The 24,434-nt window shown below is 55.0% G+C and carries 22 protein-coding genes, 1 tRNA gene and 2 pseudogenes; 6 read left to right on the forward strand and 19 right to left on the reverse strand.

What is annotated here, in order from left to right; translation table 11 throughout:
* Nucleotides 1-126: 126 nt before the first annotated feature.
* The 6 genes from QKB66_RS04970 to QKB66_RS04995 form a co-directional block, all read right to left on the reverse strand.
* The gene (locus QKB66_RS04970) at nt 127-1,053 is read right to left on the reverse strand and encodes a PRC and DUF2382 domain-containing protein (protein ID WP_248093896.1); all 927 of its coding nucleotides are present in this window, start codon (nt 1,051-1,053) and stop codon (nt 127-129) included.
* A 327-nt stretch (nt 1,054-1,380) separates the two neighbouring features.
* Nucleotides 1,381-2,958 (reverse strand): phospho-sugar mutase, encoded by a 1,578-nt coding sequence (locus QKB66_RS04975; RefSeq protein ID WP_248093895.1) that lies wholly within the window; start codon nt 2,956-2,958, stop codon nt 1,381-1,383.
* A 27-nt stretch (nt 2,959-2,985) separates the two neighbouring features.
* A complete protein-coding gene (gene deoC, locus QKB66_RS04980) occupies nt 2,986-3,633 on the reverse strand; it encodes a deoxyribose-phosphate aldolase (protein ID WP_248093894.1) in 648 nt (215 codons plus the stop codon).
* 10 nt (nt 3,634-3,643) lie between these two features.
* Complete coding sequence (locus QKB66_RS04985; RefSeq protein WP_248093893.1) at nt 3,644-5,053, reverse strand: MFS transporter; 1,410 nt, start codon at nt 5,051-5,053, stop codon at nt 3,644-3,646.
* 20 nt (nt 5,054-5,073) lie between these two features.
* Nucleotides 5,074-5,823, reverse strand: a complete 750-nt coding sequence (gene deoD / locus QKB66_RS04990) for a purine-nucleoside phosphorylase (RefSeq protein ID WP_414252814.1) — start codon at nt 5,821-5,823, stop codon at nt 5,074-5,076.
* A gap of 105 nt (nt 5,824-5,928) precedes the next feature.
* Nucleotides 5,929-6,864, reverse strand: a complete 936-nt coding sequence (locus tag QKB66_RS04995; protein WP_248093892.1) for a sugar-binding transcriptional regulator — start codon at nt 6,862-6,864, stop codon at nt 5,929-5,931.
* A 217-nt stretch (nt 6,865-7,081) separates the two neighbouring features.
* Between QKB66_RS04995 and QKB66_RS05000 the strand changes: the two genes are divergently transcribed.
* Together QKB66_RS05000 and QKB66_RS05005 are read left to right on the forward strand one after the other, a co-directional pair.
* Nucleotides 7,082-8,443, forward strand: a complete 1,362-nt coding sequence (locus QKB66_RS05000) for a lipase family protein (RefSeq protein ID WP_248093891.1) — start codon at nt 7,082-7,084, stop codon at nt 8,441-8,443.
* A 90-nt stretch (nt 8,444-8,533) separates the two neighbouring features.
* Nucleotides 8,534-9,106: a hypothetical protein gene (locus QKB66_RS05005; RefSeq protein ID WP_248093890.1), complete on the forward strand. Its 573-nt coding sequence runs from the start codon at nt 8,534-8,536 to the stop codon at nt 9,104-9,106.
* A gap of 192 nt (nt 9,107-9,298) precedes the next feature.
* Here QKB66_RS05005 and QKB66_RS05010 read toward each other — a convergent pair whose 3' ends face one another.
* Genes QKB66_RS05010 through QKB66_RS05020 form a run of 3 tightly spaced genes read right to left on the reverse strand, consistent with a single transcriptional unit; the run spans nt 9,299 to nt 11,589 of the window.
* Nucleotides 9,299-9,577, reverse strand: a complete 279-nt coding sequence (locus tag QKB66_RS05010; RefSeq protein ID WP_235591067.1) for a hypothetical protein — start codon at nt 9,575-9,577, stop codon at nt 9,299-9,301.
* A gap of 41 nt (nt 9,578-9,618) precedes the next feature.
* On the reverse strand, nt 9,619-10,803 hold the full coding sequence (locus tag QKB66_RS05015; protein WP_414252815.1) for a TRAFAC clade GTPase domain-containing protein: 1,185 nt from the start codon (nt 10,801-10,803) through the stop codon (nt 9,619-9,621).
* A 21-nt stretch (nt 10,804-10,824) separates the two neighbouring features.
* A complete protein-coding gene (locus QKB66_RS05020; RefSeq protein ID WP_235591068.1) occupies nt 10,825-11,589 on the reverse strand; it encodes a TspO/MBR family protein in 765 nt (254 codons plus the stop codon).
* A gap of 103 nt (nt 11,590-11,692) precedes the next feature.
* Here QKB66_RS05020 and QKB66_RS05025 point away from each other — a divergent pair, with 103 nt between their 5' ends.
* Entirely contained in the window at nt 11,693-12,010 is a 318-nt protein-coding gene (locus QKB66_RS05025; RefSeq protein WP_061923842.1) for a Wadjet anti-phage system protein JetD domain-containing protein, read from the forward strand.
* A 48-nt stretch (nt 12,011-12,058) separates the two neighbouring features.
* Here the strand turns inward: QKB66_RS05025 and QKB66_RS05030 are convergent, their stop codons facing one another.
* Entirely contained in the window at nt 12,059-12,655 is a 597-nt protein-coding gene (locus tag QKB66_RS05030; protein ID WP_248093887.1) for a hypothetical protein, read from the reverse strand.
* Between the two features lie 39 nt (nt 12,656-12,694).
* Here QKB66_RS05030 and QKB66_RS05035 point away from each other — a divergent pair.
* A pseudogene (locus tag QKB66_RS05035) lies at nt 12,695-13,424 on the forward strand (IS256 family transposase); the annotation flags it as partial.
* A gap of 122 nt (nt 13,425-13,546) precedes the next feature.
* On the forward strand, nt 13,547-14,185 hold the full coding sequence (locus tag QKB66_RS05040) for a hypothetical protein (protein ID WP_248093928.1): 639 nt from the start codon (nt 13,547-13,549) through the stop codon (nt 14,183-14,185).
* A 7-nt stretch (nt 14,186-14,192) separates the two neighbouring features.
* Here QKB66_RS05040 and QKB66_RS05045 read toward each other — a convergent pair whose 3' ends face one another.
* The 4 genes and pseudogenes from QKB66_RS05045 to QKB66_RS05060 all read right to left on the reverse strand — a co-directional run bounded on the left by QKB66_RS05045 (nt 14,193) and on the right by QKB66_RS05060 (nt 15,673).
* The gene (locus QKB66_RS05045; RefSeq protein WP_414252863.1) at nt 14,193-14,336 is read right to left on the reverse strand and encodes a tryptophan-rich sensory protein; all 144 of its coding nucleotides are present in this window, start codon (nt 14,334-14,336) and stop codon (nt 14,193-14,195) included.
* Nucleotides 14,333-14,392, reverse strand: a pseudogene (locus QKB66_RS05050) (tryptophan-rich sensory protein); the annotation flags it as partial. The gene QKB66_RS05045 and the pseudogene QKB66_RS05050, both read right to left, overlap by 4 nt.
* Nucleotides 14,393-14,984: 592 nt before the next feature.
* Nucleotides 14,985-15,506, reverse strand: coding sequence for an excalibur calcium-binding domain-containing protein (locus QKB66_RS05055; RefSeq protein ID WP_070731574.1), 522 nt, complete (start codon nt 15,504-15,506; stop codon nt 14,985-14,987).
* A 93-nt stretch (nt 15,507-15,599) separates the two neighbouring features.
* Nucleotides 15,600-15,673, reverse strand: a tRNA-Ile gene (locus QKB66_RS05060).
* Between the two features lie 296 nt (nt 15,674-15,969).
* On the opposite strand from QKB66_RS05060, the gene wecC reads away from it, so the two are divergent.
* Nucleotides 15,970-17,223, forward strand: a complete 1,254-nt coding sequence (gene wecC, locus QKB66_RS05065; RefSeq protein ID WP_414252816.1) for a UDP-N-acetyl-D-mannosamine dehydrogenase — start codon at nt 15,970-15,972, stop codon at nt 17,221-17,223.
* A gap of 460 nt (nt 17,224-17,683) precedes the next feature.
* Here wecC and QKB66_RS05070 read toward each other — a convergent pair whose 3' ends face one another.
* The 5 genes from QKB66_RS05070 to QKB66_RS05090 form a co-directional block, all read right to left on the reverse strand.
* Entirely contained in the window at nt 17,684-19,150 is a 1,467-nt protein-coding gene (locus QKB66_RS05070; protein ID WP_414252817.1) for a hypothetical protein, read from the reverse strand.
* On the reverse strand, nt 19,150-21,360 hold the full coding sequence (locus QKB66_RS05075; RefSeq protein WP_414252818.1) for a glycosyltransferase: 2,211 nt from the start codon (nt 21,358-21,360) through the stop codon (nt 19,150-19,152). The genes QKB66_RS05070 and QKB66_RS05075 overlap by 1 nt, the downstream gene beginning before the upstream one ends.
* Complete coding sequence (locus tag QKB66_RS05080) at nt 21,353-22,312, reverse strand: hypothetical protein (protein WP_414252819.1); 960 nt, start codon at nt 22,310-22,312, stop codon at nt 21,353-21,355. Before QKB66_RS05080 ends, QKB66_RS05075 begins: the two co-directional genes overlap by 8 nt.
* A gap of 257 nt (nt 22,313-22,569) precedes the next feature.
* Complete coding sequence (locus QKB66_RS05085; RefSeq protein WP_414252820.1) at nt 22,570-23,472, reverse strand: ABC transporter ATP-binding protein; 903 nt, start codon at nt 23,470-23,472, stop codon at nt 22,570-22,572.
* 10 nt (nt 23,473-23,482) lie between these two features.
* On the reverse strand, nt 23,483-24,415 hold the full coding sequence (locus tag QKB66_RS05090) for an ABC transporter permease (RefSeq protein WP_414252821.1): 933 nt from the start codon (nt 24,413-24,415) through the stop codon (nt 23,483-23,485).
* Between the last annotated feature and the right edge of the window lie 19 nt (nt 24,416-24,434).

Here is a 24,434-nt window from a genome sequence, read left to right on the forward strand (position 1 = left end):
CGCCGCCGACGGCGGTGGGCCCGCCAAGCAACGCCATAAAGACAAATAGGCCGCCGGCAATACTGCCAGCGGCCTATTTAGGAGGTGTCTGTACTAAGTACGAGCTACCTAGTACTATCCAAGTTTTTACTTGGTGGTCTTGCCGTCTACACCCTCGGTCTCGATGCGCTCCTTGCGCAGATCCTCGGAGACGCGCTCGGTGTCGGTAACTTCCTTCTTGTTCAGCTCAACCTTCTCAACCGGAACGGTGTCCTTCTCAACGCGGACGCGCTCCTCGTGGAGGGTGACGGATGCTTCGTCATCGGTCAGGTCATTCTTGCCGCGCAGGGAAGCAGCCTCTTCCTCGGAGATTGGGGTGCGCTCGACGCGAACCTCTTCGCGGGTAACCGGAACCTCAACGTTCTCGGTCTCGGTTACGACATACTTGCGCAGGCGAACCTCACCGGTCTCGACGCGCTCCTTGTTAACGTCCAGCTGCTCCTCGGAACGAACCAGGGAATCGCGGCCATCAACATCAGCGTGGGTGTGGCCAGCGTTCTTGGTGTGGTCTGCGGTCTCGGTGCCAGCAACGTGGTCCTTGTGAGCGTGCTCCTTGTGCTCTGCACCAGCAGCGTGCTCTGCACCAGCAGCAGCGCCAACGCCTGCACCTGCACCGGCGCCAGCAGCCAGGCCAGCCTTGTTCTTATCGGAAACGTCGTGGCGGCCACCGGTGTAGGACTGCTCGTCCTTCATGGTGTCAACGCCGTAGTGGCGGAAGATTTCGTTCTGGTCGTTTGCGCTAAGAGCCTTGTCGGTGTCAACGCTTGGAGCGTCCTTGATGCGCTCCTTGTCGAATGCGAGGATGAGGTCATCTTCGCCAGCGAACTTGTGGCCGCGCATCGGAACGATGGACTCGCTCATGCCGAACAGACCGTGGCTAACCTCAACGAAGGTTGGCTGACCGGAGTTGTCATCAACGAATACTTCCTTGACGGAGCCCAGCTTGTCGCCGTTTACGTCGTATGCGGTCTTGTTGAACAGGTCCTTGATATCGCGTGCATTCTGGTTAGTCATGATCTCCTCTTTCTTTAAAAAACAGGTAACTATCAGGCCGTTTGGAAAATCTAAGCGTTTGCGCTAGCTCCCATCGTGGCGCTGAAACCCACAGTACGGAAGTCGCGAGATTCCGCCACCGCAATGTATGGACATCGCCTGCCATAAACCTGTGAAATGTCTTCATTCAAGCGTTAAAAGCCAGCTTATAGGGTTAGATAACGGTTAGGTCACAACCCAGAAATTTCTTAAAATTAATGGCACCAGACGCGAAAAGGGGGCGTAACGCTTAGCGCGTTACGCCCCATCTCCTTCCAGGCATCACGGCCTAGGGCAAAGAACTTGCAGCTACATGTCGAAAAAGACCCGCAGATCCTCTGCAATGGCATCCAGGCGGGCCGGATCCGGGGACTCCAAGTAGCACTTGAGCTTCGGCTCGGTGCCGGACGGGCGCACGATGACGCGGTCATCGTCCACGGTGTAGAGCTTCATGCCTTGGGCAAACTTCTCTGCCTTTGCAATCTCCGAGCCCGCCAGTTGAGTCGGTGGGGTCGAGGTGATCTTTTCCATGCCGCGGGTAATCAGCGAAAGGTCTTCCACACGGAAGGTCAGCGGAGCGGTGGCCAGGCGGCCCACGGTGGAGTAAATCTCTGCGAGGCGATCCTGCAGGGTGATGCCTGCATCCTTGCACTCCGAGGCCAGGCTGGCCAGAACCACCGAGGTGGCAACGCCGTCTTTGTCGCGCACGGCCTGCGGGTCGGGACAAAAGCCGATGGCTTCCTCATAGCCAAAGCTCAAGTCATGGGTGCGGGCGATCCACTTGAAACCGGTGAGCGTTTCCTCATGCGGCAGGCCGTAGTGCGCGGCAATGCGGCCCAGCAGGCGCGAGGATACGAGCGAATTAGCAAACGTTCCGCCCACGCCCCGGCGCGCCAGGTAGTCACCCAGCAGGGCGCCGGTCTCATCACCGGTGAGCTGACGCCAGACGACGCCGCCTTCCGCACCGTGCGTCGGGATAGCGGCCGCACAACGGTCAGCATCCGGATCGTATGCGATGAGAATGTCCGCGCCGATCTTTTCCGCGTGCGCCTTGCCTAGGTCCAGAGCGCCGGGCTCTTCCGGGTTGGGAAAGGAAACGGTTGGAAAATCTGGGTCCGGCTCGGCCTGTTCCGGCACGAGGGAAACCTCGAAGCCGACCTTCTCGAGCAGCGCGGTGCCCAGCTTTGCGCCTACGCCGTGCATGGCAGTCAGCGCAATCTTGGCGCTGGTGGACTGCCCCACCAGCTTGGCGGCGCGCTCGAGGTACTGCGCGCGGGTATCGACTTCCTCGATGTTGTCGGCGGAACGCGGCACTTCGTCGGCAGGCGGCGCCGCAGCAATAGCCGCTGAGATCTCTGCGTCCGCCGGGGAGACAAGCTGCACGCCGTTGGCATCGCCGGTGGCCACGCGGCCGCCCAGGTAAACCTTGTAGCCGTTATCGGCCGGCGGATTGTGAGAGGCGGTGACCATGATGCCGGCGTCGGCGCCGAGCTCGCGCACGCTATAAGCGGTCAGAGGCGTCGGGTTCTGCTTCGGCAGCACCAATGCGCGGCCGCCGGCAGCGGAGATGACCTCCGCAGCATCCTGGTAGAAATCAGCCGAGCCGTAGCGGGCATCACAGCCAATGACCACAACTGGGTTTTCAATCTGTTGCTTTAGCCACGAAACCAAGCCATAGGTGGTGCGGATGACCACGGCACGGTTCATGCGGGACTCGCCTGCCCCCACGGCGGCGCGCAGTCCGGCGGTGCCGAAGGCCAGCGGGCCGGCGAAGCCGGCGGACAAAGCAGCTTCGTCGCCAGCCTCAATCCAGCCCAAGACCTCATCACGGGTTAACGGGTCTGGGTCGTGTTCGGCCCACGTGCGAGCGTATTCAACAAGTGACATTGTTTCCTCGATTCAGCTTCTAAGCCACTAGTTTTCTAGGTCCGCGAGCACCGCAGCGGAGGAAGACAGGCCGAGGCGGGTGGCGCCGGCGTCGATCATCGCCTGCGCATCCGCGCCAGTACGGATGCCGCCGGAGGCCTTCACGCCGAGACGGCCGCCCACGGTATCTGCCATGAGCTTTACCGCATGCACGCTGGCGCCGCCGGCTGGGTGGAAACCAGTGGAAGTCTTGACGAAGTCAGCCCCGGCAGCCTCGGCGGCGCGGCAGGCGGCAACAATCGCGTCGTCGGAAAGCGCGGCGGACTCGATGATGACCTTCAAGACCTTGCCCTGGCAGGCGCTGCGCACGGTGCGGATCTCTTCCTCAAGTGCGTCAAAGCGGCCCTCAATGGCCAGCGCGATGTTGATGACCATGTCGATTTCTTCGGCGCCGTTGTCCACGGCGAGGCCTGCCTCGGCGGCCTTGATCTCCGGCTTGACGGCGCCGGAGGGAAAGCCCACGACGGTTGCCACGTGCAGGTCCTCGGGAACCTCAACCGGCAGCTGGGACGGGGAAATGCACACCGAGTAGGTGCCCAGGCGCTGGGCTTCCTCGATGAGTGCGGATACGTCCTGCGCGGTGGCTTCCGGCTTGAGCAGGGTGTGGTCGATCATGGATGCGACGTTGGATGACATTTCTTCTCCTTTAAGCGAGTGTTTCGGAAGCGTCTACAGATTTCGCGCGAGAAACATCTCGCGCCTTGCGCGCCATGATGCGGTCGGCCACGACGTAGAGGACGGCGCCACATGCGCCAACGGCGGTCAGCACGCCGAGGACGAGGTTGAAGCCATCGCTTACGTCAATGAGTTTTGCGGTGTACGCGATGCCGAGCGGGATGGCGATGTTGATGGTCAGGTTGTAGAAGCCGATGGCAATGCCGGACTTCGCGGCCGGGATGTTTTGCAGCGCAGTGTTGACCAGCGGTGCATACATCAGCGCGAAGCCAGAGGCGAAAGTCACGATGGTCACGGCCAGCACGGCGACGTGCTCCTGCACGAAGAGAGCGGCTACGGCCAGGGAGCCGACGATCATGACCAGTGCGGTGTAGATGGTCTGGCGGGAGTTCAGGACTTTGCCGATCTTGCCGGAGAAGACACCGACCAAGATGGCGCAGATGTAGCCCGGAATCATCAGTAGGCTGGCGCGGTCAATGCTCATGCCGTGCAGCTCGTTGGCCGCAAATGGCAACAGGAAGATGTAGCCCAGCTGCGTGGAGTAGATGAAGAACACCAGGGTGATTGCCCACACGTAGCGGCCGTTGGTGAAGAATTCCGGGCGCACCACGGGCGCCTTAGCGGATCGGATGTGCAGCGTAAATCCAATCACTGCCACGACGGCCAGGATGAGCCACTTCCAGTTGAACGCCTGCATGAACATGGTCAGCGCGGTGGCGAAAAGTCCCACCAGGATAAGGCCGAGCACGTCCAGGTTTGACTCCACTGCTTCATCTTCCGGCACCATCTTGTGGATAGCGGGGATGCACAGCACGAGGATGAGCGGCACGAGGAACATCGCGGTCCACGAGATGTAGGTGGAGATAAAGCCGGAGGTCAGCGCGCCAATCAGCAGGCCGGCTTGGAAGGCGGCGGTGGAAAAGCCGAGGTAGGTCTTTTGGTCTGCTTCAGATAGGTGCTTGGTCACGTAGATGACGTACAGGGTTTCCGCGGCGGCCAGGCCGGTGGTCTGGATTAGGCGGGCGGCCAGCACAATGGGCCAGGAGCCCGAGCCCACGAAACCAATAATCGAGCCGACGGCCACGAGGAGCACACCGGTGATCATGAGCTTGCGGATGGACACGGAGTCCGCCAGCGCCGCGTAGACCACGGCGCCGATGCCGATGATGACGCCGGCAAGGGATGCTTGCAGCGAGGCGGTGTTGTCATCAATGCCCAAGCCTTGCGCAATCGGCATGGTCATGGTCTTAAAACCATTATCCACCACGAGGGAGAAGACGAAGCAGAATAGCAGCACCGGTACGGCTGCCTTGGGGTTGAGGGCTGCATCGACGCCGCGCTTTACGACGCCCGATGGCTTAGCGTTTGTATCTTTTGACATGGCTTTTTAAGCCATCCTTCCTAGTCCAGGCCTGCCAGTGGCAGCGCGAGCTTCATCATGGTGTGGAATGCGGTCTGGCGCTCCTCGGCCGAAAGGTGGGTATCGGCAGCGATGTTGTCAGAAACGGTGAACAGACCGAGGGCGTTCACGCCTGCCTCGGCAGCGGTGGCATAAAGCGCAGCGGATTCCATCTCGACGCCAAGTACGCCCATGTGTGCCCAGCGGTCATTGACGGTCTGGTCGAAGTTGTAGAAGACATCGGAGCTCAAGACATTGCCGACGTGGATGTGGGCATCCTGCTTTTCTGCCTCATCGACAAGGCCCTTGAGCAGCTTCCACGAAGCCGTCGGAGAGTACTGGCCCGGCAGGTTGTACTGGCTCAGAAAGTTGGAGTCGGTGGAAGCGGCGGAGGCGACGATGACATCGTGCAGGTCGATGTCCTCCTGCAGTGCACCGATGGAGCCGACGCGGATCAGGTTCTTAACGCCGTAGTTGTGGATGAGTTCCCAGGAGTAGATGCCGATGGAAGGCATACCCATGCCGGTGCCCATGACAGAGACGCGGTGGCCCTGGTAGGTGCCAGTGAAACCGAGAATGTTGCGGACCTCGTTGAACTGTACGACGTCTTCCAAGAAGGTATCGGCGATGAACTTTGCACGCAGTGGGTCACCTGGCAGCAGGATGGTCTCTGCGATTTCCGCACCCTTGGGGTTGATGTGCGGGGTGGCGATTTCGGTGGAAAATTCGGTTGCGTGTGCGGCTTCAGACACGGTGAACTCCTATCGGAATGATAATGACTTTTCAGGCATTACCCTACCCCAGCCAGCACAAATGTCAATGACGCTATTTACATTTGTTCACCTTTATGATACGGCTCACTCCCCTGCCAGAACGCGCTGCGCCGTGTTGTGATCGATGACCAAATGCGTGGCCAATCCTTGCTCGAGTACCACCCGGATGGCGTCGGCCTTTTCCGCCCCTCCGGCAACGAGGACGCGTGCCGGCCGCGCCGCCAGGGCGTCGAAAGTAATGCTCACCGTTCGCGCGTCCACCTCGGGCACAGCGACGCGGCCTTCAGCGTCAAAGAAGCGGGAGCAGACATCCCCCACCGCGCGCTCCAAGATAAGCTGCGTTTCCTCCTCGCTGAGATAGCCCAGGTTCAGCGCCAAAGACTCGCGCGCGGCCGCGCCCACTGTGAACACCGCGACGTCGACATGGGAGCCCATCTCCACGATGTGGGCAATGTGGCGATCTTTTTCCACCCATTGCTTCGTCTCGGCCGAATCGAAAATGACAGGCAGCGGCAGCATAAAAGTCTCCGCATTAAACGCGCGAGCAAAGCCCTGGAGGGTGGCGAAGTCCTTGGTGGAGCGCTGCGTGTGCGAGTGCCCGCCCTTTAGCTGCACCACCTTTACCCCTTCGAGCGGCAGCTGGCGCAGGTGCTCCGCCACGGCGGACATGGTCTGGCCCCAGGACACGCCGACGCTGGAGCCGTCGTGGACGATCTCTTCTAGCAGCGCGGCGCCGGCCGCGCCTAAGTCCTGCATGAGGTTGCCGCCGCGTGGGGTGGTGACCACGCGGGCGTCGGCAAGCGCGAAGCGCTCCTTTAGCTCACGCACCAGCTCATCGGAGCGCTCGCGCGGATCGTTAATGCTGATGACCACGAATCCTTGGTCATGCGCGTGCTGCAAAAGCTTGGAGACCGTGGGGCGCGAAATCCCCAGACACTGCGCTACCTCCGCTTGGGGCAGGTGCGAGTTGTAGTACAGCTTGGCCACGTCGAGGGCCTGCCTATCGCGCGCATCAATCATGATTCCATTCAAGCACGCCCGCCCGGAAACGTAATGCTAACGGCGTACGCCCCTATACGGGCCTGTACAAACGGATTCAATTCATCTTTCCATTGTTAGTTAGACGAATAAAATCAATAATAATCGTGTCAGCTCCACCGCGCAGCGCTCTCCCCGCCATTCTCGGCGTAGCCAGACAAACACTAAGACTCCTCCGATCTCTAGAAAGGACATTGCCGTGCAAAAATCACTGCGCACTTACCTTCCACTTCTTGCTTCCGCTTGCCTGACCTTCAGCATCTGCCCCGCCGCCGTCGCTGCCGATGCTCCGGACACCGAGCTGCCTGAAAGCGCCCTCGTTGAAAAGGCCCTCGAAGATCCAGTTGCTGACGAGAGCCCGGCTGAAGCCTCCGACATCGCAACCGACGCCAAGGAGCTTGACGACGCCGCGCCAAGCACCGACGCCGCAGCCTCCTCCGATAACAAGGTCGGCGACGAGTACCTGGCCTTCTACCACGACCCAGTTGAGCTCGCCGGCTCTGAGCCAGGCCAGCTCTTCCGCTCCGATGCCGTGCGCAACCCCGCCAACACGCTGGGCATTACCAACGTGGGCCCGTACAAAGCACAGCGTATCCTGTACTCCTCCACCAACCGCACGGGTGAGAAGATTCCGGTCAGCGGCATCGTGATTGAGCCGAAGGCGGAGTGGACCGGCAACGGTCCGCGCCCGCTCATCGCCTTCGCACCGGGAACCCAGGGGGTGGCCGACCGCTGCGCACCTTCGCGCAAGATTGCCGACGGCGTGGGTGACTACGAGCAGCTCTTCTTTGAGCAGTACCTGAAGAAAGGCTACGCCGTCGTGGTCACCGATTACGAGGGCCTGGGTACCCCGGGCATGCACACCTACATGGACCGTGTCTCGCAGGCACACGCCGTGCTCGATAGCGCCCGCGCTGCCCGCCAGCTAGAAGGCTGGGATATCAACGCCGATAACCCGGTCATCATCAACGGTTATTCGCAGGGTGGGGGCGCCGCAGGAGCTGCCGCTGAGCTTTACGACGACTACGCTCCGGAGCTCAACATCAAGCTCGCCACCATCGGCGCCGCACCCGCTGATCTGACCTTGCTGCCGCCGGCTCTCGACGGCACGCTTTACTTCCTCTTCGAGTCTTTCGCGCTGCTGGGCCTTAGTAACTCCTACGACGAGGACCTCTACTCCCACCTCAATGAGAAAGGCAAGACCGTTCTGGAAAATGCCGCCAACACCTGCACCCTGGGTCTGATCGGCTTCGCGGGCAAGAAGATTGAAGACGTCAGCATCGATGGCAAGAACGTCGACGAGTTCATCGCTGAGGCACCTTACGACAAGATCCTGGCCGACCAGCACATTGGCTACGACGCTCCGTCCATCCCGGTGGTCATCACCCACGGCCGCGGCGACGATGTGATTCCTTTCTCCACTGCTGAGCAGCTGGCCAAAGAGTGGTCTGAGCGCGGCGGCGACGTCACCTTCATCCCGAACGACGCCGGCTCGCATGTGGCAGGCACCATCCCGCACATCAAGGAATCCCTGAAAGCAATCGAGTCCGCTTTGCAATAAGACGGCAGCTAGAAGCCAGCTCGACCACAGAAACGCTTCCTAACATCACCCGTGGTCCGAAAGACCGCAACAATAGAAAGGATTTATCCTATGCGTTCCATGAACGCCCTGCGCCGCGCAACCGTTGCCGCCGCACTTCCCGCAGTCGTAATCGCCGGTGCCGCCAACGCCACCGCCGCTGAGACCACCACCGGAACCCCGGCTGCCGACGCCGCCACCACTGGCACCGCTAACACCGCCGGCATCGACGCGGACACCCCGCTGAACCAGCTATCTTCTGCCGACCCTGCTGCCCTCCTGCAGCTCGGCAGCTCCCTGCTCGGCGGCAACCGCCCGGATTTCTCTGAGCTCCTCGGTGGCAACACCGACGCCCAGGCACAGGCCGCCACTACCGACGGGCAGGCCGAAGCTGGCGACAACGCCGGTGAAAACACCGACTCCAACAAGGAGAACCTGCCAACCGGCATCAACGCCTTGAAGCACAAGGCCGCACAGCTGGAGCAGGAAGCCGGCCACAAGCTGTTCGAGCTGGACGTCAACGATTCAACTCACGTCCACGTTGGCTTCGCTGAGACCTACGACCTACAAAAGGACGCCAAGGCTCTCACTGCACTGCAGCAGACCGCCGAGACCAACGGCATCACCCTGACCGCCGACCGCTAAAGCGGCAGAAAAGTCAGGCAAAGTACGAAAGTACTTCACTCTTCTCCAGATAGCCACCCCGCGGCGCAGTAAATCACTGCCGCCGCGGGGTAGTTTCAAATTCATTCACAATGCGGTTCACTTTGCCGCAGTTAGGGGCCGCACTTTGTTTTGTAGGTTCGCCAGCAGAGTGCGTATCGCCCAGCGCCTTAGCTAGACGGAGTCCGCCGCCCAGCATTTTTCATACTGGCCAGCTACCAACGGCCAAACGAAGTCGCGTGCTTCTTCCAACGTAGACTTCGCTTCCAGCTCTGGGCCATCAATGACGAAATCATGCTCGATTGGGCGGCCGGAACAATCGCGTCGGCCTTCCGGGTCTTCGAACCTCATAATGACGCGGTCTCCCATCTTCTGAAACACCTCGCGAGAGTTTTCCAGCCCAGAAAAAGCCGAAAGATACTCCGGCAATGGGTCCTGGAAACCGCCATCCATGAGAAAGCAGTTTCCCCAGTTCTTTCCCCTAGTCGCCCAAATTATCCCCATTGAGGCGACCTCTTAAGGAAACCGTCTTCAATGGACTGCCGAATCTTTAGAACGAAATCGGATAGAAGCATCTCGTAGAAGTTGTGATTCTCCAGTGCCTTTTGGCGTTTTTCTTCAAGCATTGGCACAGCTAGACCAGCAAGCTCTTGGATAATTCGCTCAATCAACTGAACCTTGCCCCACTTACCTGCCAACCTTCTAGGCAACTTTTTAAGGAGGTTCGGAGCGAAGCTCTGTGCGTTAAAGCCGGAGGCAAGAGTCATAATGAGGCTAATGCCTGCCTTAGCCAACTTTTCATCCAAGAGAGCGGCTGGAAGGATTCGTAGTTTTGCCCAACGTTGGTAGCGCTCAATCGGAAAGATGGTGGCCAGCGGGAGGATTGCCTCCAAGCCCTTTTGCTGCTCGACGTCGATTTCGCCGTGGGCGAACTCCGCAGAAGAAAGTACTGCGTAGTCCTCACCAACAGAAAGAGCCTTATCGCCCTCTACCAAGTCAGCGAGGACCTGGCGCAACCCGTTCAGCTCATCTGCTGCATGCAAAATGATCATTTTTTGGAGATCATGCGCTGTCATCTCAGGGAGCAAGTCAGCCTTCGACAGCGCAATAACCCAAATGCGAGGGAATTGCTCAAGCTGCTCGTGACCATCGAGAATCTCTTCACGAACCGTAAGCAGCATATTGCGCAAAGTGGTGAATAGCGACTTCAGGTAGCGAGCTTCATCGCCTTCATAGTCCACAAGCTTTTGGCCATCAACTAGGACCAAAGCCACATCAGATTTGACGAGCTCACGGAAAGTTGCTGACCTATCTTCCTTTTCCATTTCGCTCGAGGGCTTCGATTCAAACCACTCACCTGGGTAGTCACGCCAAGTGATGTGGATGCGTGGGCGTTTGCTTCGCTCACCCAACGGTTCCGAAATCGGCATCAACTTGAAGTCGTACTTCGAAGACACAAATTTATCGGCTGCAGGAGCTACATTCTTCTCCTTCATGCCGTAGTAGCGCTGAAGGAGACGATTTCCATCGGTCGATTCTTGCGCCAAGAAGCGGTAGCCGTTCGAGTCCACAACACTTTGCTCATTCAGGTGTCCGTAGAGAGACGAAAGTAGAACGGTCTTTCCGCTTCCGGCTTGACCAAATACTGCGATTTGCTGGTGAAATTGAAAATCTTCCACGTTAGAAATTTTAGCGAATCCCTAGCGCTTCCGATTAAGCCGCGCAATCTCCGCACTGAGCACGGTGGCAAAGCCCGTCCATGCCGCATAGGGTGCGAGCAACGCACCGCGCTCGGGTGCGAACTTCCAGGCGCGGCGCACGAGGTCCCCGGAGCTTGCGGCCAGGACGCCGGCCCAAACGGCGGCCAGCCTCTTACGCTTCGAGCGGAAGAAGACGCCGCTCCAGCCGGCATTCCATGCGAGGTTCGCACCGAGAACCGCGGCATGCTTGCGTGCTGCGGCTTTGGATTTGGCGGTGTCTTCTTCGATGTGGTCGGCAAGAACGATCGAGTTGATGACCGCGATGTCAGCATAAAGTGCAGTCCAGACAATTGGGAACGCGATAGCCGGTGGCTGCCAGTTCGGGAGTTTGAGGCTGCAGTAGTGGCGGCTATCCGGCTTGCTCAACATCGAGCCGATAACGCCGCACGCGGTCACCGCGCCGACCGCCTGGCGGATTTCCGCGCCCGCTTCCTCGAGCTTCTCAACGGCTCCACCGTGCGAAACCTCTCCCACCTCACCACTGACCTGCGCCGTGCTCGCAGTGATATTGAGAGGCGCATGGAATTCATCAACAAGTCCCTGGAGCGCTCTCCCTTCAACGGTGAGCGCACCGTGCGCATCGACGTCAAGGATGCTCGCGGCCAGGTGGTCCAGGATTTCCAGCGGGATCTTGATGCCGCCACCTCCCACAGCTTGGGCGAATTCGGCTCCGATGATACAGAGACTGCCCTTGCGCGCTACCACGCGTTGGACAAGATCTTGAGCCGTTTGGGCTCGAGCCAGCCAGAGGATCTCCGCTGGCGCAACGTGGTGCTAGATACCCTCCGGCACGTGAGCTTTATCGGCCGTGAGTTGTACCCCGACGGAACGACACATCACCTACTGGGGCGACCTCGACGCCGCCGGCTTTGCCATCCTCAACGCCGTGCGCGCCCATTTCCCCCACACGACGTCACTGCTCATGGACACAGCCACCGTCACCGAATTCCAGCACCTGGCTGTCCCCGACCCCGGCGACGGCTCCGCCGCCCTTACCCACCTCAGCACCGAAGAGCAGCGCGCCTACCGCCTTCTCTTCACTGCGTGCCGGCTGCGCATTGAGCAGGAGCGGATTCCATTTGCTCATGTGAATGCGGTGATTCATGCAACGCTCGCAGCAGCGTGACGCTGCCACCCCGCGAACGCTGGACAAGATGGCCTCTTCCTGCAGTAGCTATTCTTCCGTTTCTCTTTTTCTGGCTTGTCTGTGCTCACGCCTTTGGGCACGCTTTGCTTTGCGGATATCGACGACCCAACGCGGAACAAAAGGCCACGGAAGCGGAACCCCGACCGCGCCCGTAAATCCAATGACTCCGATAACGAAAGCTGCCGCGAGCGGAACCTTCAGCACCGTGTAGACAAACTCGGGAGGGTTGGCACTTGCGACCAACCCCATGGCGCCGGCAGCGCCCATGATGAGCGAGCAGTAAGGATAAATAAAAAGGACGCCATCACTTTCTGCGCCTACAAAGTCGACATCGTCGTACCATTTTTCCGATCTAGGTTGCCTCCGCACGCACCTAATGTAGTAGGTCCAGTAGAGCACCATGACAAGCACTACCCCGGCGCATACAAGCAACTCAGTAACATCGCCGTTCATAGAATAGGCCTCCCGTGGCTGTCGGTTGCGGTATGTATAAACGCTACCAGCGCCAGCGGGGGTGCGGCGTGGGACGAAAACAAAAATATTGATGCGGGCAAGCGCCCGAACCACGGACGCGGGCTTGACCTTTTGGAAGCAGATCCCGCCACAGGAAATAATAGAAATCAAGGCAAATACCTAGGAACAAAACTCGGGGCACTTCACTGGGTGATCAACAAGTCTGCCTACATGGCCATCGGCGTTGATATCGAAGCAATCAAGCACATCTAGGGACTATGGATAGCTAAAGAAGAAGGAGCGTCGTTTTGGACACAAGTGAGCTCTAACTTGTCGAACCGTGGGGTTAAGAACGTCTTAATTGTCTGCTGTGATGGGCTGAAAGGCTTACCTGACTCGGTCGCCTGGTTTCATGGTGCAAACCTGTGTCGTGCGCCCGATTCGTGCCGCCAACCGGTGGGTAACCTACGGGGACCGGAAGAAAGTGTCAGCGGCGTTGAAGAAAATCTACACCGCCCCAGATGAGGCCAGTGCTGCCGCGGCGTTGGAGGAATTTGCAGGCTCTGAGCTGGGTTAGAAATACCTCCAGTCCGTTAAAGTCTGGCAGGACGCGTGGAAGCGGTTCGTGCCGTTTTTACAGTTTCCTCCGGCAGCGAGGAAAGTCATCTGCACAACGAACTCTATCGAGTCGTTTAACAATGAGCTGCGTAAAGCCACCCGCAACCGAGTGCAACCTACCAACGACGAATCCGCGCTATAGACACTGTAGTTGATGATCTGCACTATTGAAGACAAACGCGCTGATCAACGCGCCAAGAAAGGAAAACGGGCCGCAGCGTCATCGAGCCGACTTGTCGAGGGCGGAAAGGCTTCCGGCTGGAAGCAAGCCAGCAACCAAATGGCTGTGGCATACCCCGACCGCTTCAATAAATACCTCTAAGAGAACCAAACCCCACACAAAACTTGACACGCTCCGCGAAGCCGAATTTAGGCAAGGAACGCACATAGGGGAAGATTCCCCGTTTCCCGCAGTGCGCTGGGCAATCGCCTTAGAATACACCTATGCACAAACTCTCTTCTCTCCTACTTTCCCTGCCCCTTGCCGCAACACTTCTTTTGACCGGTTGTAGCAATGGCAGCGACAACAGCGAGCATTCCTCCGAAGCATTGCCCGAAACCTCTTTCTCTCAAGCTGCCGGCGCTACGCAATCCGATGCCCGTTCAACCTCCAGCGAAGACACTGCAAAGGAACATCAAGGTCCACAGCCAACTCTGGGCAATAGCGGCGAGGGCGCCAACGCCCAAGCCGCTAGCGGGGCCGCCGCAAATCCAGATACCCAGTCTGGCAGCAACACCTATCCCAACGGCGATGCCATCGCTTCAACCGACTGCTACGACTTCCCCGCAGACATCACCGTTCGCCCCGGCAGCATGAGCTCCTGCGCCTATGTAGCGGAGCTCTACAAGGCAGCAACCGCAGCGACCTACACCTACAGTCAAAGCAACCCCCATGTCACTGCTGTCCCGAAAACGACCGTGACAGTCACCAGCCCAACCACTGACCAGACCTACAACGTCGATTGCCGCATCGGTTCCGCTGGCGACACCCTTACCTGCGAAAAAGACGGCGATCGCAACTCCGGCGCCTCATTTACCGTAAATAGCGGGCCGTTCTGGCATGGCCGAGTCACAATCCTCTAGCGCAGTGCTAGTGTCTGCGATTCAATCGCACTATCTCCGCACTGAGCACGGTGGCAAAGCCCGTCCATGCCGCATAGGGTACTAGCAACGCACCGCGCTCAGGTGCGGACTTCCAGGCGCGACGAACTAAATCCGCAGAGCTTGCGGTCAGCGCACCGGCCCATACAGCGCAGTCCAGACAATTGGGAACGCGATGGCCGGCGGCTGCCAGTTCGGGAGTTTGAGGCTGCGGTAGTGGCGGCTATCTCTTCCAGGTCGCGCTCCTTGGCCACAGTATTGTGCAGCAGACTGCCGATGAGCGGCTCCGCCAGGCCCGTCTTAATCGGCGTCACCAAAGCAATCCACCGAGCAGCCAACTCCGGGGTGGTCACCGGCGCGGAGAACGCCAAGCGCGGCAACAAACCTTCCGTCTTCGCGTACTCCTTCATCATGAAGGCGTATTCCAGAGTGTCCGGGCCGCCAATATCGAAAGTGCGATTCGCATCAGCTGGTAGCTCCGCCGCGCTAGCCAGGTAGAAGACCACATCGCGCACCGAAATCGGCGTAATCTCATGGCGAATCCAATCCGGACCAATAGCGCCCTGCAGACGCTCCGAGAGCTCTTCATCCGAAGGACGCAGCCCACCCAAGAACACGATGCGCCCAATTTCCTGTTCTTCTACCACCACGCTCCACCTTGTCTGGAGCACCGGCATGGCGTTCCTGCTGCCACTATTTATCAACTAGGCAGGCACGACAAGAAAGGGCACATGCTTGGCGACGCCGCGCAAATGCCTTCTCCTTAACAGTTGCCGTTTAGCTAGTTTTCACAAGCTACGCCGTCACCGTCGCGATCGAGATCGGAGCTGTAGCCAGGATCTCCCGCATAGATCGGGGCTGCACCAGCAGCACGAACCGCTGCACAGTTCGGATAGTAAGCAGCCGCTGGCGCCGGCGCTGGAGCCTGCTGTTCCTCAACAGCTGGTGCTTCCGGAGCCGGCTGTTCAACGTAGGCGCCTGCATCAGGATCGACATTTGCATCGACGCCCGCTGGTGGAGCCAAAAATGCTTCTTGTTGCTGGACGGTTTCTTCCGTTACCTGAGCCGGACTTACCTCTAGCTGTGCTGCCGGTTCCGTCGGTGAGGGGGTTCCTTCAGAAGCTGGCGTAGAAGAAGAAGTCGTGGAAGTAGCCGAGCTAGAGGAGGAAATGGTGGTCTGCGATGTCGTCGCCGTTGTCGTTGGCTCCGACGTGGGCTGAGAATCTGAATCTCCTCCACCGCAGCCTACAAGTAGTGTGGCAGCGCCCAGAGTAGTTACCATCAAACCAAGAGAGCGAGACATCGGGAGAACCTCCGAAAGAGAAGAAATAAATCTTCTTCAGATTACAAAGGCTCCCCCTGTGCGCTGGCACTTTGTGATAAGAATCCCAAAGGGTGGGGCCACCGGGGCTCGAACCCGGGACCAGCGGATTATGAGTCCGCGGCTCTAACCGACTGAGCTATAGCCCCTAAATGCATGCTGGGATGCTCACCTAGAATACATGCACGGTGTAAGACTCCCACACACGACCCTTAAACTGCCTGCCCGTTATAAAATCTCAGAATTGAATCCCCCGCCTTAAGGCATTGTTTAAGCCGAATTAACCCAGTGACACAAAGCATCTAACAGTTCCGAGCGCTCGTCACCTCATTTTCTCCCTAAATCAAAAAAGACGAATAAAAAGTGCTAAGTTCTTCCTGTTAGCCGTTTCTTCCACACGGGACTCGGTTTCAAAACTGCACGCAGGTAGGTTAGGAACTCCAAAATGACCAAACAGAAGGTTGCATTCGTCGGACTTGGCTACATTGGCCTTCCAACGGCTGTAGTAATGGCAAACTCCGGTGTAGACGTAACAGGAGTAGACGTCAATGCCGCAAACGTGGAGAAAATCAACCGTGGTGAAGTAACCATCGTCGAGCCAGGTCTCCAAGAGGAATTAACTGCAGCTCTTTCTTCGGGTCGCTTCCGCGCTACCACTGAGCAAGTTCATGCTGATGCTTACATCATCGCGGTTCCAACCCCGTTCACGGATTCTTATGACGTTGACATGAAGTTCATCTACTCGGCCGCAGAGGCAATTGCACCTCAGCTTGTAGGCGATGAGCTCATTGTGCTCGAGTCGACTTCCCCACCGCAGACCACTGCAAAGATGGCTGAACGCATTCTCGAAATTCGCACTGACCTCGTTGCTGATGGTGCCGAGAATCCAGACGGCAAACCGGTCCTCTATTTCGCGCACTGCCCTGAGCGCATCCTCCCTGGGTACGCAATGGAAGAATTGCGCACGAATGACCGTATTATCGGCGGCCAAACTACAGAGGCCACCCGCCGCGCAACCGAGATTTACGCAACCTTCTGCAAGGGCGAGCTGCTTGCTACCAACGACGTAACTGCAGAAATGGCAAAGCTCACCGAGAACTCTTTCCGCGATGTCAATATCGCTTTTGCGAACGAGCTTTCGCTCATCTGCGACAAGCTCGGCATCGACGTATGGGAGCTCATCAACCTCGCCAATCACCACCCACGCGTGAACATCTTGCAGCCTGGCCCTGGCGTCGGTGGCCACTGCATCGCAGTCGATCCGTGGTTCATCGTTGCCGCTGACCCGGAGAACTCGAAGCTGATCCACACCGCCCGCAAGGTCAACGACGGCAAGCCCGGTTGGGTCATCAACAAGGTCAAGGATGCAGTCTCCAAGACGGATGCCAAGAAGGTTGCAGTACTCGGCCTCGCTTTCAAGGCCGACATCGATGACCTCCGCGAGTCCCCTGCGCTCAACATCACCGTTGACCTCGCTGAAGAACTCGACCCTATCGAGCTCCTAGCCGTTGAGCCCAACATCTCCGAGCTACCGAAACGTCTCAAGGGATTCGACAACGTCACCCTCGCTTCCGTTGAGGACGCCATCGCAACTGCCGACGTCGTGGTCCTCCTTGTAGATCATAAAGAGTTCAAGGACCTGCCAATCGCCGAAGTAAGCAGCAAGGAGCTCGTTGATACTAAAGGGCTGTGGCGGTAGCCAAATGAAATAGGCGAAACCTGACTGGGTGCAGAGGGCTAGGTCTTGCTTTGCTCTATTCGATGCAAAGCAAGACCTAGCCCGGTTCGTCCATCAAGAAGTTTCGTCTTTCTCCGCGAGCAAAACCAGTTAGTCGCAATTGAGGAACCCGTTCCTGATTGTCATGCCCCTCCTGAGAGCAGCGAACTTCCTACCCGATTAACCGGAAATTAAAAATCTAACGCCACCTTGCGAACGTTGTTCAGGCATGCAGAGCAAATTTTGAAAGGGCATGTGGTGCTGCACTTTATTATGTTGAAGACTGCCCGAACACCCCAAGTCGTAATAGAAATGCGCATGCTCCATATTACTTTTGATGATTGGAACGGTTGTCAATAAGACAGAACTGAAACGACTCGGCGGCACCGTGCCTGGCTATCTCAAGTTAACCTCAGGTCGGCCCATCCCCACCCCAAAAGTCCTACGATAGGTAGCTTTCGTTACCGCGAATCCAAGTACCAAACAATTCCTTACCTTCCGCATCGCAAATTGTAAGAATTGCTCGGCCGGTCCATAGCGAAGGGTTTACCTCAAAAGATGGTTGAAAAGGAAAGACGTTAATATCTGTTCCATCATTTGTGGCACATTTGACGCGCACTTCGAGTTCAGAGGGCTGTAGTCCAAATGCAGCAGTTAACTCGTCGGAATTTAGTCGAATTTGCAGACAAGAAGGCGAAATCAATTCTGCCCTGGCTTCAGGAGTGGGCGGATCAACTGAAAACTCCGGTGTACTCTCAACCTCGAAATTGCGACTCAACTCAATAGCTGACTCGAGCGCATCGTAGTCTGAACCTACTGCTTTCAACACTCGAGGTTCGTTCCTATAATGCTCGAACTTAGTCATAGCCGACAATCTGCCGTGACGGCGCACGTATATCAGAATTGGACGAGCATTTCGCGCGACTGAAATATCTACCTTCCTTGCCCGCATCTGTCGAGCCACGTTACTACTAAACGATTCGGGAAGCATCCATGGATGTCGGGAAAGAATTGCCGTCCATTTGTCCGCGACATTAAATTTCGACCCCGGCATAACCATTCGCATATCCACCGAATCGAGACGTCCTCCATCGATGGGATAGTAAAGAAACTGGTTAGATATTCCCACACATCGATTATCTCGCCCTGGCATATCTAACAACGCTTTACCTTGCTTTACCATCTCCTCGATGGCATACGGCATCCATAAATCATCGTCGTCGATGCACACCCGAATGAAAAACCCTTTGTTCTTTAGCTCAGGCTCAGCCAGACTTAAAAATGCCCGGTCAAAGAGGAATTCAGGACGCCCATTAAAAAGCGATGGGCGCATAACTTGGTCGATGTGCCCGTTGTTCGGCTTCAAATAGCCTTCTTCGGGATGTTCGAAAACATTTAGGTAAAGCGTCGCGAACTTACTCGTTGCGTTTAGACGATTAATCTCTTTTGCAAGGGATATAACCGTATTTTCTTTGTCACGAGAAATATGCGTGAAATGAACGAATCGTGTCCCCTGAACCGGTTCCTGATTCGCAATAGAACGAAGTGTCAACCGATAATAGTTTAAAAACAGATCCAGCTTTTCTGGCCGGTTTTCAATGTCTGCGAATACAGACTCGGATAAAACAACGTTGGATATCAAACTCAAATCCGGCCTGAACTGAACAGTGGCTTCACCAACCACCGAGTGACCCGAAGCCCTAACAATCTCAGAGGCAGCGTTTCGAATACTGGTGTCAAGATCAGTTAAGTCGACTAGGAAACGTCGAGGGGTTGTGCCGTTAAAGTGCAGCATCCACCATTTTAAGAATGAACTGATTGACTGATAGTTCCCTGGTTTTAGTTCAACAACCGAAGGACATTCTAGTGAATGCACATTTGCCGAAGCCTCAGTTTTTCCCGCAACCATTACTCATTTACTCCTTGGAAAAGCTCCGCCCACTTTTCGTAAACAATTCTAATATCCCATTTTGATGCATAATTCTTTGCATTCTGTGAATGCCGTTGATACGCATTATCGCGCAGGTCGCTAATCCGTCGGACCATATCTTCGTAAGAGTCATAGACGTTTTCTGAACCAAACACCGCCTCTGCGCCAGGCCGATTCCACACAATTGGGATTGCCCCCGAACTCATACCTTCCGCTGGAGCAAGGTGGAAACTTTCGACGTCACTAGGTGACAAGACGAAACCCACTCCTCGCAACCATGCCGCCATGTCGGTACCGAACTCATCGAACACGACACGATCACGAACTTTATTATTCGATGTAACCTTCTTAAAGAAATCAAGGTATTGGTTTCTTTCGAGACTTGAGTTCCATACATAAGGGTAGTCCCAGGGCATCCGTCCTCTTATTCTCAGAACGAAGCGTGGATCTTCATCAAGCAACTTTTCCAGCAAAACGAGTGCCCGATCGGGTCGCTTAAGAAACGGCACCATGCCTACCATTCCCAAAACATATTGCGCCCCACTAGACTTGGCACGATCAAAATCATTGCAGTCAATCATGTTTGGGAGTACCAGCACTCGGCCCGAAATTTCCGGTAGAAACTTTTCGGTTTCAACCTTGTAGTGTTCAGATACGGTAATGATTCCGTCTACTTGCTCGAAGTCGACATCTTTAAACCAGCGAGCTTTATTTCTGACCTCAAATCCGTGCAGGCGAGCAAACAACTTTGTATGAGTAGGCTTCGCATGGGAATAGAAGGCCAAGTTGGGACCTGCAAATTCGCAAAATATGGCATCCGCCCACTGCGCTAATTCACGGCCTGCCGCTTCGTCGTGTTTATGCAGCGAATCCCAATGATCAAAACGTACTTCGAATCGCGGATCTTTTTGAAATTGAGTGATCAACTCCCCTGCGAACTTTAGGTCATGGGACGCAACTAACAATTTGGTGGGCTCTTGTGACGTCGTGAATTGCACAAAAGTATTTCGGTCAAGTCCCCATATCTTTGTGAGCCGCTTGGCGGCGGCAGACATGGAATAATACTCAACCGCGCCTCGAGCCTTCTGACCGGCAATACCAATATCATCGAGCTTCGCCTTAACGTGTTCTGCCAAGTCAGCGGCGTTCATACTGTTGTCGACGAAAAGAGGATATTCGCGGCCCAAAAGAAGTTCATGGTCAGGTGTCCGATTAATGATCGGAGGTACCCCTGCGGCAGAATATTCCAACGCTTTAGTGGAAAGCTCCAGACTGGAATCTAGCTTTGCGGTTCTCCAGCCAAGACCGATGTGGCTCTTCTTAATGATGCTAAGAGCCTCAGAGCGAGGAAGACCGCCGTAGTAATTAACGCCGACTATTTCACCAGACTTAGCGCGTTCGAGGGCCTCCAGCATTTTAATGCGCCATTCCGGATCAGTTTTATCGTGATTCACCTTTGAGCCGACAACGTTCAACTCGGCAGCAACACCCAATTTTTCCAGTTCGCCTGGCAATTCGAGCATTTCTAAAGTTTTCCAGTCTTTTGCAAACTTTCCCGCATAGACCAGCTGCACTGGCTCAGTGACTTGGCCAATTTTTTTAGCAGAGTTTGGTTCGATCTGATCAATCTCGGCAAACCCCGCTTCCGGAATCATTGGGGGAAGCAACGCAACTTTTCCGGGAGCTGATTTAGCAAGCGCCTCCAAGTAAGCTCGTGAAGCTTCGGTCTGGGCAAAGAGCCCTGCGGATCTAGAAGAAATTCGTTCCAAACGGTTCAGTGCATTCTGAGAGATCTTACTAGGCGGAAAAGGCAAATCAGTGACATAAGACCATAAAACTTTCGAAAGTCGAGGCCTCAGACAAAATTCATTGCACGCATCGAATCCACGAACCAAAACCACATCTGTAGCATGCTGCTGGACTAGAATTTCTGCCCGATCCGCGCACTGGCTGATCGAATGCTCTATTGGAGACTCACTGGCCGCATCCGCCTCAGGAAAGTCCAAGAATACATTTTCCAACTCGGACAAAGACTCAAGAAGCGAATAATCAGTTGGAGTACACTTCAACAGTAACGTAACCCGATCAAAAACCCGTGACAGAACTTCAGTAATGGACATCATCCAAATGGAAGATCCATCAATGGCACTGGGATTAATATCCGCATAAACCAAAGCGCTCTTAGACATCTAATTCGCCTCCAATATTCTCGAGTTTCCGCAGGATTTCGAGACCCCCACCAGTAGAGGCATCTTGGACATCAACGCCGTTCGACGGCAAAATTACGTCTGCACTCTCACGCAAAGTAAGGGTGAAAGGAAATATCATCGAGCTAGGCTTTAAGATCACTACCGTGCCTGAGGCACGGAGGCTGCGGATCAGGGCATTGAGCGAAAGAAACAGTTGCGTTCTATAAGTTTCGAGGACCCCAGCCCACAGGCCCGTTGTAAGCTCATCTTCATCAATAATTAAGTACCTGAAGCGTTGGTCCTCTAGTTTATCTAGCGTATTTGGTGTCAAGCGTTTTTGAATACAGCTACTTCCCAAAGACTCAGCGCATTTCAGTGGAACGACTGTCAAAATTGACTCTTGCCAATCCGTAGGCTCCGAATTGAAAATTTCTGAAAAATTGCGACGGCTAAAATCAGTTAGCTCAAATTCAGCAGCTTTCCGACCAATAACACCGGGAGTATTTCCGCGCTCTATGCGACTCGCAGGCAACCTTCGAGGATCATAAAGACTCCTAACTCCGAGCAAAGAATCAGGTTCGCCCTCATCAGGTTCAACTCGGTTAGCGACATTCGTTGTCACAACGCCACCTAAAGAATCTGCAAGTGCTAAAGGTTGAGAGGAGTTTTCACGATAATTATTAGCGCCCGATAGTGTGAGTTTTTTCAGCTCTCCAATCTGGTGGTTTAAGATGCTGAACGAACGCTTTGCCCACACAATAGTTAGCCCTAAAAAGGAAGCGAGTAATAGGAAAGCTCCTGCACCTGCCAACATGCTCCAAGGATTCGACCTACCCAATTGGCTTATACCAAACAAGAGCACTGAAAGCAGCAAAAGTGCGGACAGGAACTTCACACTGGTTATTTTCCTATCACTTCCAGAACCACTAGCATTAATCTTCATCTTCTTCATGTCCCACTTTTGTTGGCAATCACTATTTTTGGAGTCTTTAAAGCATCCAACGGCGTGAACAGGACTAAATCAACTCCTCCGCGCGCGATTTCGAGTTCACCCGGAAGCATATGCTCGCATGCCTAGCGAATTATATCAGTAAGCCTTCGAGTCGTATTTCGAGTTAAAATCATTTTTTGGACACACCGGCCCATTATGGTTTGCGGATTTAAAGCAACTAATCAGCTGTCAAATACGCTCCGCTATTCCTTACGAGATCATTTACGATGAGCAGGTCGTTTTCTCTTCCTCGTTCTTCGTTTCTTCATCGGAGCTTCTGCCCTAGGAGTAATCGAAGCTTCGTCTAGAGCAATCAATGGCTGCACATACGAGTCAATAACTTCTTGGAGATATTTGTACCCTGGATTTTTGTCAGGTTTTCCCATTAGCCGTGCCCATTCATGGTACTTCGGAGCGACCTCTGAAGTTGGCCCATCAGCAATAATTCTTCCTTTATTTATCCAGATACAGCGTTGACAATTTTTCTCGATATCAGCGATAGAATGGGAAACAAGGAATAGATTTCCGGCTCGATCTAAGAGCTCACCCATTCTCTTTGTCGCTTTGTCCGCAAAAGCTGCATCTCCCGTCGATAGTGCCTCATCGATCATCAAAATTTCGGGTTCTATTGCGGTCGAAATGGCAAATGCCAATCGTGCGCCCATGCCCGAAGAATAGGTAGACTTTGGCCTATTTATGGCTTCACCAAGTTCGGTCCAATCAGCAATAATCGGGATTTGTTTCTTTGCTTCTTCAGGAGTCATTCCAAGGGCAAGGCACCCCACATAAATGTTTTGTGCGCCTGTAAGCCCACCTTGCAATGCAGGAGCTACACCCATCAATGTGGGCGTTGAAGCCGTATAAACCTGGCCAGTTGTTGGTGCTTGCCCACCAGCAATAATCGAGAGCAGAGTTGACTTTCCTGAGCCATTTAGACCGATTATTCCAACTGATTCCCCTGGTTGAACTACGAAATTCGCATCGACGAGAGCATCTACGACTTGGTCTTGTTTTCTTGCTCTTACTACGGAAGCATCGTCCGAACGATCTTGCGAAATCACATACCGCTTACTTACGCCGCTGACAACGACATTCGCGGATTCAATATATCTAATGTCCACGCCGCGCCTTCTAGGTTAACCTTACGTACTTATGCTCAGCTCGCCAGAAAAACAAAAATCCGAGTATAAAAGTTCCAAACGACCAAATACTTAGCGACGCCCAATCTTGCCAATTCGGAAGAGTGTCATAAATAGAAACATTCCTAACCGCTGTCAGAAATTGATACGCCGGATTGTATGTCATTATTTGCTTAATCATCGGAAGATGATTGAAACGATCCATCGTAAACATTACGCCGGACAGAAAAAACCATGCTTGCGTAAGCAAAGGAACTATCGCTTTGATATCAGAAATCTGGGCACATATTCTTCCGGTAAAGAACAAAAGCCCGCATCCAAATATATGGATCAAGACAAAAAGCGGAATTACCAATACTAATTTCCAAGACGGTGGAGTATGCCACTGCAGTAATAAGGCAATTACAATTGCCACGGCGGCTGGAATTAGATTGTCAATCGCAGCTCTTAATGTTTGGGATATTGCAAGCGAAGCAGTTGGAAAATTGAAGGCCCTAATCATCGCGCGATTTGAGGGAATTAGGCTCGTGCCTTGGGCCAAAAGCCCGGACATCATTGGCATAAAAGTGGTACCAAGGAAAAGGAACCCAATAAAATTCGGTACACCGTGCGAAGTTTTAAACAAGATGCCGAACATAAATCCATAAAAAACGACGTTGAGTACGGGATTGATTACCAACCACAATTTCCAAAGTCGATAATCCCGTGTGGTGCGCAAAGCCTTGGAACGAGCGTCGGCCCATATGAAATACCGTCTTGACCAAATTTGCCTAATGTACTCAACGAAAGTCGGACGAACCTGAAGCGGCCGAAGTTCTCCCCTCCGAACAATCAAAATTGGGCCTTCGTGGTCCGAGTATTTTTTGTTCAGTTGTTGGTTGGAAGCGGCTTCCTTCCGCAGCGAATGGCTTAGTCTAAACTTCACGAATCGCCAATCCTTTCGC

The organism is Corynebacterium sp. c25Ua_89, from assembly GCF_047459735.1.
GTDB lineage: Bacteria > Actinomycetota > Actinomycetes > Mycobacteriales > Mycobacteriaceae > Corynebacterium > Corynebacterium simulans.